The following is a 13,914-nucleotide window of genomic DNA, read 5'->3' on the forward strand; positions in this document are numbered from 1 at the left end:
ATTACACACTTCTATTGATTCTACAAAAAAAGACATGGAGTTTCAAGAACATCGTCAAAAAACCCGCCGGGCATTGGCCCGAGCGGGTTTTAGGATCTTAGTAATCTAATTCTTTATATAGAGGAAATTTGTCAGTCAGAGCAGCTACACGCTGTCTCGCTTCTTCTAGTTTTCCTTCATCTTCGTGGTTTTTCAATGCAAGCCCAATGATGGCACCGACTTCATCCAATGCGTCTCCGTCAAAACCGCGGCTTGTCACAGCAGCTGTACCAAGACGGATACCGCTTGTTACGAAAGGTTTTTCCGGATCGTATGGGATTGCGTTTTTGTTAGACGTAATACCGATTTCATCAAGCACGTGCTCCGCAACCTTACCAGTCAGTCCGAGAGAACGAAGGTCAACAAGGATAAGGTGGTTGTCAGTTCCGCCTGAAACGAGCTGGATGTCCTCTTTCGTTAACGCTTCAGCCAAGCGTTTTGCATTTGAAATAACGTTTTGTGCATATGTTTTGAAATCGTCCTGCAATACTTCGCCGAATGAAACTGCTTTTGCGGCAATAACGTGCATCAGCGGGCCGCCTTGAATTCCAGGGAAGATTGATTTATCAATTTTCTTGCCGAACTCTTCACGGCAAAGGATCATACCGCCGCGAGGTCCGCGAAGTGTTTTATGTGTTGTTGTTGTCACGAAATCAGCGTAAGGAACCGGGTTCGGATGAAGGCCTGCCGCAACAAGTCCTGCGATATGCGCCATATCCACCATGAAGTAAGCGCCGACTTCATCAGCAATTTCACGGAATTTTTTAAAGTCGATTGTACGAGGATACGCACTTGCTCCTGCTACGATAAGCTTCGGCTTATGAGCGAGGGCTTTTTCACGCACGTCATCGTAATCAATATATTGAGTTTCTTTATCTACGCCGTACTCAACAAAGTTATATTGAACACCGCTGAAGTTGACTGGACTTCCGTGTGTTAAATGGCCGCCGTGGGAGAGGTTCATCCCAAGTACAGTATCGCCTTGCTCCAAAATCGTGAAGTACACTGCCATGTTTGCTTGTGCGCCTGAATGCGGCTGAACGTTTACATGCTCCGCTCCAAAGATCTCCTTCGCGCGGTCACGAGCGATATCTTCAACGACATCGACGTGCTCACATCCGCCATAGTAGCGTTTGCCCGGATATCCCTCAGCGTATTTATTTGTCAAAACAGATCCTTGTGCTTCCATAACCGCTTCACTTACAAAGTTCTCAGAAGCAATCAATTCGATCTTAGTCTGTTGGCGTTCACGCTCATTTTTAATGGCGTTAAACACTTGTTCGTCTTGCGCAGGTAAATGTTTCATCAGCGAGATCCTCTCCTATCCGTATCCTGTTCTTTGTTTTTACCACCACTATTGTACATGGTTTTTTAGGCCAATGTAAAAGATTATTTTTAAAAAATCAAAACTTTTATTGGTAAAAACGAATATTAATAACTTAAATTTAAGTTAAAGTTCGGAATTTATTTTCTTCCTTAAAACAAAAGAAAAGACTGGCATGCAGTCCTTTCATTCGCACTCATAAACGGCCCGTACTCCGCCGATCAGTTTCGGCCGCGTACGCGCTAATGTCACATGGGCTGCACCTAGACTGTTTTGAGAGACTCGTACAGGGACAGCCACCGGCTTCAGATGCATGCCGATAAACGTATCGCCGATGTCTATCCCGGCATCAGCCTGAATGGTTTCGACAAGAACAGGAGACTTCATCTGCTTAAACGCATAAGAAGCCATCGCCCCGCCCGCTTTCGGAACGGGTACGGCAGAAACGGTTGGAAGCCTTAACAGCCGGGCCGTTTCTTCCTCGATGACAAGTGCTCTATTCAAATGCTCACAGCATTGAAACGCGAGATGGATTCCCGTTTTTTCCTTAAGCTCGGCAAGCCCGCTATAGATGCTTTCCGCGATGTCTACATTGCCCGATGTTCCGATCCGGCTGCCGGCCACTTCGCTCGTGCTGCATCCAAGGACAAAGAGCTGATCTTGTTTCAATCCCGCTTGTTCCTGAAATTCAGACAGCATCGTACTCCACGTTTGCTTGATCTCATTCATTGAACAGCACCCCTACAGGTTTTTCTCTTCATAATCTGAGATTTTTCCAATACGGGTTTGATGTCTTCCGCCGGTAAACTCAGTGGTCAGCCAGATTTTCGCAATTTCCCGCGCCAAACCGGGGCCGATCACTCGTTCACCCATCGCGAGGATGTTTGTATCATTATGCTCTCTCGTCGCCTTTGCGCTGAATGTATCGTGCGCCAGCGCGCAGCGGATGCCTTTGACTTTATTGGCGGAAATGCTCATGCCAATACCTGTCCCGCAAATTAAAATCCCTCTGTCAACTTCGCCTCTAACCACTTTTTCGGCCACCGGAAAAGCATAATCCGGATAATCGACAGATCCGCTGCCACAGTCACAGCCCATATCAATATATTCAATTTGCAATTCGTCCATTAACTCTTTGATTTCATTTCGAATGTGAACGCCGCCATGATCCGATGCTATGGCTACTTTCATCTGCTTTTCCTCCCAGCGTGTGTGATACGGCCCCGCCCGCTATGTTGACCGCGCAGCCTGTCCGCTCTTTCATTCACACCATATGATGTGCTTTTCACTATATTCTACTCCTTCACGCAGGATTTGCAAATGACCTGTTTGCAGATTTTCTGACAACTTACCTACCGTCTTTTTTCAGTTGTTTTGCCAGCTGCCGAAGAAGCTCTTCAAGCTCATCTCTCGTTTGTTTATAGATGTCAATTGAACCGCCGAACGGATCGATGACATCCCCATGGCTGCCTGTGGCATATTCTTTTAGCGTAAACACTTTATCACGATAACGTCCAAATTGGCTGGCAATGATCTGTTTGTGCTGATGGGTCATAGCCAGAATCAAATCAGCTGATTTCATATGTTCTTCAGTTAATGGAGAAGACACATGATTCAGGGCAATGTGTTTTTCAAACAGCGCTTCGACCGCTTGAGGCGTCGCTCTCCCATTAGGCGAAGCAAACACGCCTGCCGAGCGGACACTGACATTCAGCCCTTCCGTTTCTGCAATTGATTTAAAAAGCGCCTCAGCCATTGGGCTGCGGCACGTATTTCCAGTACAGACAAAAATAATATTCATGTCAGTCACCCCTTATTTTTCTCTATTATATATGAAGAAAAAAGAAACGGCGACTTCGTTTCTTTTATTGGTATATTAAATTGGCAAAAGCAACTTTAGGCCGAATACGATTAATATGATGCCCCCGAGCGCTTCGCTGTATGTGCCAAGCCATGACTGCACTTGTTTTCCGATCAGCAGGCCCAGCCATGTCAAAATCATGCTGAAAAGCCCGAACAGGGTAATTGTAAGGAGCGGATGTGATCCGTATATCCCCAAGCTCAAACCGACGGAGAAGCTGTCAAGGCTGACGCCGATGGCAAACAGCAATAAGCCCGGCCCTGTCGGCGACATGAATCGTTCTTCTGACTGTTTAAAAGAGGCCATAAGCATTTGAACCCCCAGAACAAATAGCAGCGAACCCCCGATATAAACCGCTAACACACCGAGGAGCCCTGACAGCATGTTACCGGCCGCCATCCCCCCGAGAGGCATGATGACGTGGAAGAGGCCGATGATGAAACCAATATAGAATATCTGCTTTTTCCTGAGTTTGACCATGCCCATTCCGAGACCGACAGAAAAAGCATCCATCCCTAAAGCAAACGCCATGATGCTTAAAGTAATCAGTTCGCCTATGAACAAATCCGACATACATGAATAACCCCCTTGGACACGCCCCGCTTTTTTAGCCTATGCGTGTCCAAAAAGGGTTAGAACATCTGACTGTGTTCAGCGAATCACTCTTCCTCCGGCGGCTTTCATCAGCCTGTTCATAATGGCGAGACCCACGCCCGTGTCTGGAAAGGATTCCGCGATAATAAAATCCACCTTATTCTCATCGAAGCTGCGTAAAGCATCGTACAGCGCAGCCGCAACAGTCTCAAGCTGAGCCCGTCTGCCGCAGCTCTTCACATAATCAGCGGAATAAACACCCGCGTTTTCTTCTGTCGTCAGGACACCGACCCGTCTGCCGCCCTGTTGATATTCTTGAATGAGATGCTGAATGCGCTCTGGACCGCCTTCGCAAATAGCAAGCGGCGCTGTCGGCGCATAATGTGTATATTTCATCCCTGGAGAAATCGGCTTCTCATTTTGATCGCTGAGTCCTTTATCCACAAGGATCGGCCCGATCTCCGCTTCAATTTGTTCTTTTGTAATGCCACCCGGGCGCAGGAGAACAGGGATGTCGCCTGCACATGAAAGTACGGTTGATTCGACCCCAATCCCAGTAGGGCCTCCGTCCATAATTCCAGCTATTCGGCCATCCAAGTCGTGAGCCACATGTTCCGCCTTTGTCGGACTTGGCTTGCCTGATAGATTGGCGCTAGGTGCCGCAATCGGCAAACCCGACTCGCGAATCAATGCTAGGGCAAGCGGATGATCCGGCATCCTAATGGCAACCGTTTCAAGCCCTGCCGTTACACGAGGTGAGAGCGCACCAGATTTGCAGGGCAGAATGAGCGTAAGTGCTCCAGGCCAAAACCGTTTCATCAATGTTTTCGCCTTTTCGGGCGCCGGACCCGTTAAACCGTTCAGCTGACCGATGTCCGCAATGTGGACAATCAGGGGGTTATCGCTCGGCCGCCCTTTTGCCTCATATATTTTTTTGACAGCATCTGTGTTTTTCGCGTTTGCGCCGAGACCGTATACCGTTTCTGTCGGGAACGCAACGACCTCATTTTCCCGAAGCAAAGCAGCTGCTTGTGCAATTTGTGGATCATTTGTGGATAACTCGCCAGTTACATCCACAAACCATCTTTTCGTTTTCATTTTCTGACCAAACTCCTTATTCACAACAATAAAACGATTGTTTTACGCGTGTAATCCTTTTGAAAGTATAAAAGATGTCCTGTAATAAAACAAGCGTTATCCACAAATTGTGGACAACGCTAATGAAGAAGTGGATAAGCATGTGTATAAATCACACTTATCCAGACGCTTTTTTCATCAAGACGGCCCCTTCGGTTTGCCGCGATTCACAGAAGTGATCAGAAGAAAACAGCTCTTCAGGTACGCTTTCAGCTGGTTCAAATCCCAGTGCCGCCAGGAAGTCAGCAGAGGAATGCTGATTCGCTATTAAATATACTGTTTTGATCTGGTGCTTTTCGCACAGCAGCTCCATGCTCTGAAAGAGCGTCACAACATGGCCTTGGTGAAGCTTGTCCGATATCACAAGTGATCGCAGCAGCCCTTGATCACAGCTTATTTTTTCAATTCCGAGACATCCGGCAATGTTTTTCTCGCTGTCCTCCAGCATAAGAAACTGGGTGAAGCCTTCTTTCACGCCTTCATGATTGGTTTTCGCCTGTTTTAAAAATTCCTCGAGCACGTCTCCGTCTTTTTCCCTTGCCACCCGCAGTTGATAAAACATCCGTTCACCCCGTTTTTGCATTCTTTCTTCCAATCTATGAGGCAAATCTATTTTTAGACCAGGTGTTTAGGAAAAAAGGTCGGAAATCCATTCGACTAAGAAGAATTTCACTTCTGTGCCGTCTTCCTTCTCTTCTTTCTCTGCTTTTTTGGCTTTTTCCGCTTTAGCGGTTACGTCCTCAAGCACTTTTTCAGTCTGCTTTTTTGAGGCTTCTTTATCTTCTTGTTCTTTGACGGCTTCCCCGTTAGAAAAATCGAGAAAGCAGAGAGGTGGGAACAGCACACACCACCAGTTGGCGCCATCACCGTTTCCAAGCGTAATCAGAATCGCTTCATACTCACCAGCCGGATATACCATGTTGCCGTAAAGCTTTGTCGGAAATGAGATTTTGTCAAAATCAACGGATATCGATTGGTTCGCTCCTTCTTTCTCCATTGTTTCCTTTGCAATTGCTTTGATTTCAGGGAGCTTTGAGCGAATCACACGCCGTGCTTCTTCAATAGAAGTAATATCTTTTACCCAAGTTGTGATTTCTTTATTCACTGCGTCTCTTATATGACGTTTTAATTGCTGATCTTTGTCACTGTCGCTATTTGCTAATATTCTCAGGCGAATCGCCTGATCCGGTATGACCACCGGCTGATTTTCTGATCGCTGTGCCGTCTCCTCTTTTGCCAGCCCTACAAGCGCTCCGGATAATAAAAGAAAGATATATATACATATGATTACTGTTTTTTTCATCGGTCCCCACCGTTCCTCTCCGTGCTTTGTTTCTAGCCCTATTATGGACAAGGAGAGCCTAAGGTAAACGTACAGGGTGAAAAAAATCTAGCAAGCTGTTAATCTAATTTATGGTACGATAGTGTTTTAGGAGGTTTAAAATGAAATATAATTATACAGTGCTGTTATCAGCATTCACGATGTCGGTTCTTTATTCGATTATCTATATTCATTCGTTTATCATTGCCGCTGTCATCACGATGGCATTTTATTTTCTGTTTCCTTATTTGGTATTTGCGCTGCCGCTTCAATTCATGATGAATAAAAAACCGAAACGGTTCAGCCCTTTGTATCTGCTGTATTACCTTATTGCGGCTTTTATTGCCAACGCAATCATTTTCGGCGTGTTGCAGCCTTCGGGACAATCTCTGTTTCAAAATACAGCCTTTTACATCTTCGCTGTATTAACAGCTCTTGTCTATTGGATATGGGATTCTGTTTTACTGCAAAAAAAGGAAGCCTAAAGAGGCTTCCTTTTTCATTAAAACAAAACCGTCAGCAAATAACATAGAATAGAAGGTATCGCCGCAACAAAGAAAGCAGCCGCCATTTTCAAGCGGGCTGTACGGCCTTCTTTGGTTTCTGAATGGTAGTTTGCCCGCTGATCGCTTCCGCTTACAGCCAAACCCGATGTGATGATCGCAAGCCCAATCAAAACGAGAGACGCAACGCCAAACAGCGTTTCATATGAAAGAGCCTGCGGAAAAATAGTGCCAACCATGCTCTCAATCGCAATGAGCAAGATTCCTGCTGCCAGGGCTTTTTTCATCTTTTACATCCCCTTTGCCGGTGTTAACACAGCTTGATTCATCAACTCGCCAGCAAGCTGCTTATATATCTTTATGAATCACGGCGCATATGGTTCTGTCTTTTCCGTTAATATCTTTCAGCACTTCCACTTCCGCACCCTTAAACGCCTTGAGGATCAGCTCTTTGACCGCTGCGCCCTGTTTCCATCCGATTTCAAAAACGACAAACACTTTATCCTTCATGACAAGCGAGAGGTCTTCCATAAACCGCTTATAGAATTTCAGCCCGTCTCCGCCATCGGTGAGAGCGTGCAGCGGCTCATGAAAACGGACAATCTCTGATAGATCAGCCATTTCTTCTTCTGAAATATAAGGAGGATTCGAGACGACAATATCCGCTTTTTTGCCCGCCTTAATAAAAGGCTCAAGCAGATCGCCCTGATAAAAGCGCACATCTGCTCCGAGCGTTTCCGCATTGGCGGAGGCGACTTGCAGCGCCTCTTTCGAGATATCGACAGCCGACACAGAAAAGTTTTTGTTTTCAAGCGCAAGCGTGACGGCTATCGCGCCGCTCCCTGTACCGACGTCAACGACTTCGAGCCTGCTGTCTTCAGAAAAGACATGCCGATATTTTTCAAGCAGATGATAGACAACCTCTTCTGTTTCCGGCCGTGGGATCAGCACATCATCATTCACCATAAATTCCCGTCCGTAAAAAAACTCTTTTCCGATAATGTACTGAACCGGCACGCCCTCTTTATGCATCTCAACGTGACGCTTAAAGCGATACAGTTCGTCTTCGCCAATCGGTTCCTGTAAGCTGGCGAGCAGCTTGCTTCTGTCCATTCCGGTATCATAAAGCAAAAGAAGCTCGGCCGCATTTTCTTCTCTTCCCGCTTCGGTTAAATAAGAAGAAGCCCATTTCAGGGCTTCAAATATCGTCTTCATCTTAACCTTCCGACTGCTGAAGCTTGCTTGCCTGATCTTCAACGATCAGCGCTTCAACCACTTCGTCAAGTTTTCCTTCAAGAATCTGATCAAGCTTTTGAATCGTCAGGCCGATTCTGTGATCCGTCACACGGTTTTGCGGGAAGTTGTATGTGCGGATACGTTCAGAGCGGTCACCTGATCCGACTGCTGATTTCCGTGTTTGATCATATTCAGCCTGGGCTTCCTGCTGAAATTTATCGTAGATTCTGGCACGGAGAACCTTCATTGCTTTTTCTTTGTTCTTGATTTGAGATTTTTCATCCTGGCACGAGACAACAACACCTGTCGGCAAGTGCGTCAGACGAACGGCAGACATTGTTGTGTTAACGCTTTGTCCGCCCGGTCCGCTTGATGCAAACGTATCAACACGGATATCCTTCTCATGAATGTCAACCTCTACCTCTTCTGCCTCAGGAAGACATGCTACTGTTGCAGTAGATGTATGGATACGGCCGCCTGATTCTGTTTCAGGAACACGCTGTACGCGGTGGGCGCCGTTTTCATATTTGAGTTTAGAATATGCGCCGCTTCCCGTAATCATAAAGATGATCTCTTTGTAGCCGCCCGTTCCGGTTACATTCGCTTCCATGACCTCTGTTTTCCAGCCTTGCAGCTCGGCATAACGGGAATACATTCTATACAGGTTACCCGCGAATAAAGCGGCTTCCTCGCCTCCCGCAGCTCCGCGGATCTCCATGATAACGTTTTTGTCGTCATTAGGATCTTTCGGGATCAGGAGCACTTTCAGGCGTTCTGACAGTGTTTCCGTTTCCTTCTGAAGTTCAGAAATCTCTTCCTTCACCATGTCGCGCATCTCAGCGTCCAGCTTCTCTTCAAGCATCGCTTTTGCATCAGCCAGCTGTTCTGACGCATCTCTGTATTGTCTATATACGTCAACTGTTTCTTGTATATCAGATTGCTCTTTTGAATATTCTCTTAGCTTTTTCGGATCATTTACTACTTCTGGATCGCTTAAAAGCTCATTTAATTTTTCGTATCGTTCTTCGATTGACTTTAAACGGTCTAACACGGTCTTCACCTCTGTTTTCCTGTGCGTAACATTCTCATTATAGTATAGTGCTTACCCCCAGTCAAAAGCATTTCAATCCCAGCTGGAAAAGCCTTCTCTGCTATACTGGGAATCAAGGAGGGATGATGTTGCTGAAATCCATACATCATATTGCAATCATATGTTCAGATTATGAAAAGTCGAAAGCTTTCTACGTACATAAGCTCGGTTTTCAGGTAATTCAAGAAACGTACCGCGAAGACCGCGGTTCCTATAAGCTTGATTTGTCACTTAACGGCTCGTATGTCATTGAGCTGTTCTCGTTTCCCGATCCGCCCGCACGCCAAACACGGCCTGAAGCTGCAGGCCTGCGCCACCTCGCCTTCACAGTCGGCAACTTGGATGAGGCCGTTCAGGAGCTTCATGAAAAAGGAATCGAAACAGAGCCGATCAGAACAGATCCGCTGACCGGAAAGAGGTTCACCTTCTTTTTTGATCCTGACCAGCTTCCTTTAGAGCTGTATGAACAATAACGGTTTTTGAAGAAAAAAAGGAGATACCCACTTTCTTTGCCGAATCTTTTCTTGTTTTGTCTAACAAGAAGGGAACCGCATTCTATGGTCGAATACCTAGCTAAAAAGGAGGTATGGGATCATGAATACAAATATGGTAGCAAGTGAACTCGGCGTCTCCGCAAAAACGGTGCAGCGATGGGTGAAGCAGCTGAATCTTCCGACCGAACGCAATGAGCTCGGGCACTACTCGTTCACTACAGAAGACGTGAAGGTTCTAAAATCTGTTCAAAAACAAATCTCTGAAGGCACGGCGATTCAGGATATTCATGTGCCGCATAGCACTAAAAAGCGCACAGGCTTCATTGTCCAAAAAACAAATGGCGATACAGAACGGCGAATCGAACAGCTCGAACAGAAGCTGGACACCCTATTACAGCAAAGGCAGGACGAAACTGAACTGCTGACAAGGATTTCGGAACTGGAACGCCAGCTGAAACAAAAAGCCGATGAGGGTGTATCTTATCAGCTGCTTCAGCACCGCAGAGAAATTGATGACATCCTTGCAGACCTGCAATCACTGACCTCACAAATGAAAGAATTCACCGCTCAGCCGATCCCCGAGACTGCTGCTGCTTCTGAAAAAACCAAAACAAGAAAAAAACCGCTGCTATCACTGTTCAAATTTCAAACCTAAAGCAAAAAGCTCCCCGTAAAGGGAGCTTTTTTGATCACGCAGTAAGCGCGATAATGATCGGAAGTGAAATCAATGACAGAATCGCACTGATCACAAACGCAGAAGCTGTTTCTTCCTCTTGTTTCTCGAAACGAGTTGCAATCATGGCCGCAACAGCAGAACCAGGGAATGCAACAAGAAGGATTGCTTTTGTTGTTTGGTCAGCTGGAAGTCCGACTGCAAGAGCAATCAGGAACATTAACGCAGGCTGAACCGCAACTTTGAGTAACGCAATACCAAATGCCGGTACGCTGAGTTTGATACTGCGGATACCAACGGTAACACCGACAGCAAAGAGAGCAACACCAGATGTTGTGCTTCCAAGCTGATCGAGCATTTTAACACCCAGCTCAGGAAGAGTGACCCCGCAAAGCACTAAGATCATACTGATTAACGGAGCAGCTGCAAGCGGCTCAGAAAGACCGTGCAGGATTGATTTTCCTGTCATCTTCCAGAAGCTGTCGCCGCCCTCTTCGTTTTTCTTAGAAGACTCACCAACAGTAGCAACAATAATCGCAAGCGGATCAAGAATCGCATTAACAACGATACCTGTAACCGCGATCGGAATCGCAACCTCTTGCGCACCGAACAAGCTTCCCAGTACAGGAATACCCATAAATGCGAATGTCGGCTGTGCAGAGTTCAAAGAAAATACGGATGAGTTCGTTAAATCATATTTAAACACAAATCTGCAAAGCAATAAAATAACGATATAGAAACCAACAATCCCAATAATTAAAGAAACCATTAATGGAATTTGAGATAAAAATTCACTTCTGGAAGTTGTCAAAATACCAGCGATAAAGTGAGCTGGAAGTGCGTATTTCGTTACTAACGTACTTACCCCTTTTGCCGACTTGGCATCATAACTTCCAAAATGTCCTGCAAACCAACCCAGCACGATAACAAAGAAAATCGGCGCCAGGAGGATTAAGATATCTAAGATGCTCAAAATATTCTCCTCCAAATCCTATGTCCGTATACTTTAGCTTTACAAAAAGCTTTCCCTCGGACGAAAAAATTTACTCGCTAATTATTTCGCGATGACTTTTTTGTATTCCGGTGTCCACATTGCATCAAGAACCGCTTGTTTCACATCTTCAGGCTGACGATTTGCTACGCCGTCTTTAATTGCTGCTTCAGCAACGGCAATTGCAACTTGAATAGAAACTTCTTGAAGCTTGTCAATGCTTGGAAGCAATCCTGCCCCAGGTGTTTCAAGATCAACCATTTCAGCAATCGCATCAGCAGTTGCAGCAAACATAGCAGGCGTAATGATACGCGCTTCAGCTACAATTGAACCAAGTCCAAGACCAGGGAACGCGAATGCGTTGTTAGATTGTCCGATTTCATAAGAAACACCGTTGTATTCTACATTGTCAAATGGGCTTCCTGTTGCAATAAGCACTTTTCCGTCGGTCCATTTGAACAGATCTTCAGGAACTGCTTCAGCAAGGTGAGTCGGGTTAGACATCGGCATGATAACCGGACGGTCTACGTGAGATGCCATCTCTTTCACAATTTCCTCTGTGAACGCACCTGAAACCCCTGAAGTACCAATCAAGATAGTTGGTTTCGCTTGGCGAACCACTTCATCGAATGGAATTTGGCCTTTTTCATCGCGTTTCCAGTCTTGTACTTCATCTGTACTGCGAAGGTAAGGTTTTTGGAAATCAAGGATGCCTTCGATTTCTTCAGTCAGCAAGCCTCTGTAATCAATTGTGTAGAAGCGTTTGTTAGCTTCTTCTTCAGATAATCCAGCAAGCACCATTGTGTCACGGATTTGGTCAGCAATACCGATACCAGCAGAACCAGCACCGAAGACAACAACACGCTGATCTTTAATAGAAGCGCCAGTTTTCTTCATAGCAGCAAGCACACCAGCGAGTGTGATCGCGCCTGTACCTTGGATATCATCATTAAATGTAAGAACTTCATGGTTGTATTTTTTCATGATATTGCGTGCATTTTTGTTACCAAGGTCTTCCCAGTGAAGAAGCGCTTTAGGGAAGAATTTCAATGCTGCTTTTACATAAGCGTCAATGAAAGCTTCATAGCGTTCGCCTTGAACACGTTCATGCTTGTTACCAATATATAAAGGATCATTCAGAAGTTTTTCGTTGTTTGTACCGACATCAAGCACTACCGGGATAACACGGCTAGGGTCAATGCCTGCTGCAGCAGTGTAAACCGCCAATTTACCGATTGCGATGTTAATACCGCCTACACCCCAGTCACCGATACCGAGAATACTTTCAGAGTCAGTAGCAACGATCAGATCAATATCCCCTGCTGTCGCATGAAGGTTTTCAAAAGCTTTTTCAATACCGTCAATATTGTCGATTGACAAGTAGATACCTTGAGGTCTTCTATATTCATGGCTGTATTCCTGAATCGCTTCACCAACTGTTGGTGTGTACACAACAGGAAGCATTTCGCGAAGATGGTTTTTCAGCAATTTATAGAAAAGAACTTCGTTACGGTTTGCAAGATCACTTAAGTAAACATTTTGACGAAGGCGGTCAGGCTGCGCTTGGAATTGCTCGTATGCGCGTTGTGCTTGTTGATCAAGAGAAAGTACAGTTGGCGGCAGAAGTCCTTCTAAGCCAAGTTCTTGTCTTTCTTCTATTGAAAAAGCAACACCTTTATTTAAAGTAGGAATAGATAAAACTTCTTTTCCTCTAAGAGTTGTTTCTAAGTGGCCTTCTTTCGTTTTTTTTATGTTATTCAAGCAAATCTCCTTCTTTCTTGAAATAGTTAACCAAGTTAAGTAATAACCCATCTAAAAAATACCGATCATGATCTTTATGCGACTTTGTGACAATTATTCGAACAATGTCTCAAAACTATTTACATTACGTAAGCTATTGTATGCCTGTCCAAATCAAAATTCAAGGGAAGAAAATTAGTTAATTTTTTAATACACTTAATTAAATTTTTTAATTATGTATTATCAGAATATAAAAAAAACACCGGTGTTTTTAGCCGGTGTTTTCTATCTTTAGACCCATGTTTTGGACTATTTTTTAAATTTTCCTGGGACTTCGTGGTGATGTCTGCATCTTGCTTCATACGATTCGGATGCGCCCACCAAAATGACCGGATCATCGTAAGAAGCAGGTTTACCGTCAATCAGGCGCTGTGTTCTGCTTGCCGGTGATCCGCAGACAGAACAGACGGCTTGCAGCTTCGTCACACTTTCCGCAATCGCCATAATACTCGGGACGACGCCAAACGGCTCTCCCCTAAAATCCATATCAAGGCCCGCCGCAATCACACGGTAGCCTTTATCGGCAAGAGATGATAAAACCGCAACAATTTCCTCATCAAAAAACTGCACTTCATCAACCGCAATCACATCCGTACTCTCACTGATGTGATCCCAAATGTCCGCAGCAGAAGAAATGGCATAGCTCGTCATGGATGTTCCATTATGGGAGACAACAGCATCTTCGCTGTATCGATGATCAATCACAGGTTTAAATACCCTGACTTCCTGCTTGGCGTAAGTCGCTCTCTTCACTCTTCTGATCAGCTCTTCAGATTTCCCCGAGAACATGCTGCCACAAATCAGCTCAAGCCACCCGCTTTGTTTCATTATGTACATAGGCTTCGCTCTCC

The 13,914-nt window shown here is 45.3% G+C and carries 17 protein-coding genes; 3 read left to right on the top strand and 14 right to left on the bottom strand.

Translation table 11 applies throughout. From position 1 onward, the window contains the following. Positions 1 to 97: 97 nt before the first annotated feature. The 8 genes from glyA to spoIIR form a co-directional block, all read right to left on the bottom strand. Positions 98 to 1,345, bottom strand: a complete 1,248-nt coding sequence (gene glyA / locus GYO_RS40930) for a serine hydroxymethyltransferase (protein WP_014115504.1) — start codon at positions 1,343 to 1,345, stop codon at positions 98 to 100. A gap of 204 nt (positions 1,346 to 1,549) precedes the next feature. Next, a complete protein-coding gene (locus GYO_RS40935) occupies positions 1,550 to 2,092 on the bottom strand; it encodes a TIGR01440 family protein (RefSeq protein WP_014115505.1) in 543 nt (180 codons plus the stop codon). Positions 2,093 to 2,104: 12 nt separating this feature from the next. Continuing rightward, positions 2,105 to 2,554 carry a ribose 5-phosphate isomerase B gene (gene rpiB / locus GYO_RS40940; RefSeq protein WP_014115506.1) on the bottom strand — a complete coding sequence of 150 codons (450 nt, stop codon included), beginning with the start codon at positions 2,552 to 2,554 and terminating at the stop codon, positions 2,105 to 2,107. A 157-nt stretch (positions 2,555 to 2,711) separates the two neighbouring features. After that, positions 2,712 to 3,164 (bottom strand): low molecular weight protein arginine phosphatase, encoded by a 453-nt coding sequence (locus GYO_RS40945; protein ID WP_014115508.1) that lies wholly within the window; start codon positions 3,162 to 3,164, stop codon positions 2,712 to 2,714. 75 nt (positions 3,165 to 3,239) lie between these two features. Continuing rightward, positions 3,240 to 3,797, bottom strand: a complete 558-nt coding sequence (locus GYO_RS40950; RefSeq protein WP_014115509.1) for a manganese efflux pump MntP — start codon at positions 3,795 to 3,797, stop codon at positions 3,240 to 3,242. 78 nt (positions 3,798 to 3,875) lie between these two features. Then, entirely contained in the window at positions 3,876 to 4,916 is a 1,041-nt protein-coding gene (locus GYO_RS40955; RefSeq protein ID WP_014115510.1) for an L-threonylcarbamoyladenylate synthase, read from the bottom strand. A 157-nt stretch (positions 4,917 to 5,073) separates the two neighbouring features. Next, a complete protein-coding gene (locus GYO_RS40960) occupies positions 5,074 to 5,517 on the bottom strand; it encodes a GNAT family N-acetyltransferase (protein ID WP_041521205.1) in 444 nt (147 codons plus the stop codon). Between the two features lie 66 nt (positions 5,518 to 5,583). Further along, positions 5,584 to 6,258 carry a stage II sporulation protein R gene (spoIIR, locus tag GYO_RS40965; RefSeq protein WP_041521093.1) on the bottom strand — a complete coding sequence of 225 codons (675 nt, stop codon included), beginning with the start codon at positions 6,256 to 6,258 and terminating at the stop codon, positions 5,584 to 5,586. A 140-nt stretch (positions 6,259 to 6,398) separates the two neighbouring features. On the opposite strand from spoIIR, the gene GYO_RS40970 reads away from it, so the two are divergent. Next, positions 6,399 to 6,761: a UPF0715 family protein gene (locus GYO_RS40970; protein ID WP_014115512.1), complete on the top strand. Its 363-nt coding sequence runs from the start codon at positions 6,399 to 6,401 to the stop codon at positions 6,759 to 6,761. 17 nt (positions 6,762 to 6,778) lie between these two features. Here the strand turns inward: GYO_RS40970 and GYO_RS40975 are convergent, their stop codons facing one another. The 3 genes from GYO_RS40975 to prfA form a co-directional block, all read right to left on the bottom strand. Then, the gene (locus GYO_RS40975) at positions 6,779 to 7,066 is read right to left on the bottom strand and encodes a DUF5316 family protein (protein WP_014115513.1); all 288 of its coding nucleotides are present in this window, start codon (positions 7,064 to 7,066) and stop codon (positions 6,779 to 6,781) included. A gap of 61 nt (positions 7,067 to 7,127) precedes the next feature. Then, positions 7,128 to 7,994 carry a peptide chain release factor N(5)-glutamine methyltransferase gene (gene prmC, locus GYO_RS40980; protein ID WP_014115514.1) on the bottom strand — a complete coding sequence of 289 codons (867 nt, stop codon included), beginning with the start codon at positions 7,992 to 7,994 and terminating at the stop codon, positions 7,128 to 7,130. Position 7,995: 1 nt separating this feature from the next. Then, complete coding sequence (gene prfA / locus GYO_RS40985) at positions 7,996 to 9,066, bottom strand: peptide chain release factor 1 (protein WP_003227645.1); 1,071 nt, start codon at positions 9,064 to 9,066, stop codon at positions 7,996 to 7,998. A 125-nt stretch (positions 9,067 to 9,191) separates the two neighbouring features. Between prfA and gloA2 the strand changes: the two genes are divergently transcribed. Continuing rightward, a complete protein-coding gene (gloA2, locus tag GYO_RS40990; RefSeq protein WP_014115515.1) occupies positions 9,192 to 9,578 on the top strand; it encodes an SMU1112c/YaeR family gloxylase I-like metalloprotein in 387 nt (128 codons plus the stop codon). 121 nt (positions 9,579 to 9,699) lie between these two features. Next, positions 9,700 to 10,254 carry a chromosome-anchoring protein RacA gene (gene racA, locus GYO_RS40995; protein ID WP_014115516.1) on the top strand — a complete coding sequence of 185 codons (555 nt, stop codon included), beginning with the start codon at positions 9,700 to 9,702 and terminating at the stop codon, positions 10,252 to 10,254. A gap of 34 nt (positions 10,255 to 10,288) precedes the next feature. Here racA and GYO_RS41000 read toward each other — a convergent pair whose 3' ends face one another. From GYO_RS41000 to GYO_RS41010, 3 genes are all read right to left on the bottom strand, one after another. Continuing rightward, entirely contained in the window at positions 10,289 to 11,245 is a 957-nt protein-coding gene (locus tag GYO_RS41000; protein WP_014115517.1) for an AEC family transporter, read from the bottom strand. 81 nt (positions 11,246 to 11,326) lie between these two features. After that, positions 11,327 to 13,024 carry an oxaloacetate-decarboxylating malate dehydrogenase gene (gene malS / locus GYO_RS41005; protein ID WP_014115518.1) on the bottom strand — a complete coding sequence of 566 codons (1,698 nt, stop codon included), beginning with the start codon at positions 13,022 to 13,024 and terminating at the stop codon, positions 11,327 to 11,329. Between the two features lie 288 nt (positions 13,025 to 13,312). Beyond that, on the bottom strand, positions 13,313 to 13,900 hold the full coding sequence (locus GYO_RS41010) for a thymidine kinase (protein ID WP_014115519.1): 588 nt from the start codon (positions 13,898 to 13,900) through the stop codon (positions 13,313 to 13,315). Positions 13,901 to 13,914: the final 14 nt, after the last annotated feature.

This window comes from Bacillus spizizenii TU-B-10 (assembly GCF_000227465.1).
In the GTDB taxonomy this organism is placed as follows: Bacteria; Bacillota; Bacilli; order Bacillales; family Bacillaceae; genus Bacillus; species Bacillus spizizenii.

Excerpts from the sequence above, each read along its gene's own strand:
- glyA (WP_014115504.1), bottom strand. The coding sequence starts at position 1,345 with ATGAAACATTTACCTGCGCAAGACGAACAAGTGTTTAACGCCATTAAA.
- GYO_RS40935 (WP_014115505.1), bottom strand. The coding sequence starts at position 2,092 with ATGAATGAGATCAAGCAAACGTGGAGTACGATGCTGTCTGAATTTCAG.
- rpiB (WP_014115506.1), bottom strand. The coding sequence starts at position 2,554 with ATGAAAGTAGCCATAGCATCGGATCATGGCGGCGTTCACATTCGAAAT.
- GYO_RS40945 (WP_014115508.1), bottom strand. The coding sequence starts at position 3,164 with ATGAATATTATTTTTGTCTGTACTGGAAATACGTGCCGCAGCCCAATG.
- GYO_RS40950 (WP_014115509.1), bottom strand. The coding sequence starts at position 3,797 with ATGTCGGATTTGTTCATAGGCGAACTGATTACTTTAAGCATCATGGCG.
- GYO_RS40955 (WP_014115510.1), bottom strand. The coding sequence starts at position 4,916 with ATGAAAACGAAAAGATGGTTTGTGGATGTAACTGGCGAGTTATCCACA.
- GYO_RS40960 (WP_041521205.1), bottom strand. The coding sequence starts at position 5,517 with ATGTTTTATCAACTGCGGGTGGCAAGGGAAAAAGACGGAGACGTGCTC.
- spoIIR (WP_041521093.1), bottom strand. The coding sequence starts at position 6,258 with ATGAAAAAAACAGTAATCATATGTATATATATCTTTCTTTTATTATCC.
- GYO_RS40970 (WP_014115512.1), top strand. The coding sequence starts at position 6,399 with ATGAAATATAATTATACAGTGCTGTTATCAGCATTCACGATGTCGGTT.
- GYO_RS40975 (WP_014115513.1), bottom strand. The coding sequence starts at position 7,066 with ATGAAAAAAGCCCTGGCAGCAGGAATCTTGCTCATTGCGATTGAGAGC.
- prmC (WP_014115514.1), bottom strand. The coding sequence starts at position 7,994 with ATGAAGACGATATTTGAAGCCCTGAAATGGGCTTCTTCTTATTTAACC.
- gloA2 (WP_014115515.1), top strand. The coding sequence starts at position 9,192 with ATGTTGCTGAAATCCATACATCATATTGCAATCATATGTTCAGATTAT.
- racA (WP_014115516.1), top strand. The coding sequence starts at position 9,700 with ATGAATACAAATATGGTAGCAAGTGAACTCGGCGTCTCCGCAAAAACG.
- GYO_RS41010 (WP_014115519.1), bottom strand. The coding sequence starts at position 13,900 with ATGTACATAATGAAACAAAGCGGGTGGCTTGAGCTGATTTGTGGCAGC.